Consider the following 541-nt stretch of genomic DNA (forward strand, 5'->3'; position numbering starts at 1 on the left):
ATGAAAGACCAGATCGAGAAAATTTTGTTCCAAATTAGCAATATGACGACACTGACGCAATCGCAGGCAGCATTAACTGAGCAATTGAACGCATCAATGGATGAAGTAAATCATATGGCTCGTGCCATTTCAGAGTTGACGCATAAGATTTGATGAATCAAATAGCTACTATCAATTGCTAGGGCGAGCTATTGATAGTAGCGTTTTACGTGTTTTAGTCGTGAGTGCGATGACAAGTCGAATGGAGCAATTGTCCCAATCGATCGCAGAAATGGCGATAGCGATCCATTCTGTCACCGGACAGGCGCAGGAGCTTGCCGGCGCGCAAGAGCATTCCACAGAAGCGGAAGTGAACCATATGGCGCGTTCTGTCGCAGACTTAGCGCAGCAAATCTAATGCGCGGTGTTTCAGAAGCAATCGTTCATTCTGAGCTGCGAATGATATTGCAAATCAAAGGTTTTCCTTTGATGTTAGATGGTATGCTCACTCACTATAACGCCCCGTCTATGTTAGCTTGACGGGGCAACTTTTCACCAGGAA

At 45.5% G+C, this 541-nt stretch carries 1 protein-coding gene and 1 pseudogene; both read left to right on the forward strand.

Annotated elements, in window-relative coordinates; genetic code table 11:
• Positions 1-153, forward strand: a pseudogene (locus tag AAHF22_RS23825) (methyl-accepting chemotaxis protein); the annotation flags it as partial.
• A gap of 67 nt (positions 154-220) precedes the next feature.
• Positions 221-397 (forward strand): hypothetical protein, encoded by a 177-nt coding sequence (locus AAHF22_RS23830; protein ID WP_347327468.1) that lies wholly within the window; start codon positions 221-223, stop codon positions 395-397.
• The last annotated feature ends 144 nt before the right edge of the window (positions 398-541 follow it).

This window comes from Paenibacillus wenxiniae (assembly GCF_039822605.1).
Taxonomy (GTDB): domain Bacteria; phylum Bacillota; class Bacilli; order Paenibacillales; family Paenibacillaceae; genus Saccharibacillus; species Saccharibacillus wenxiniae.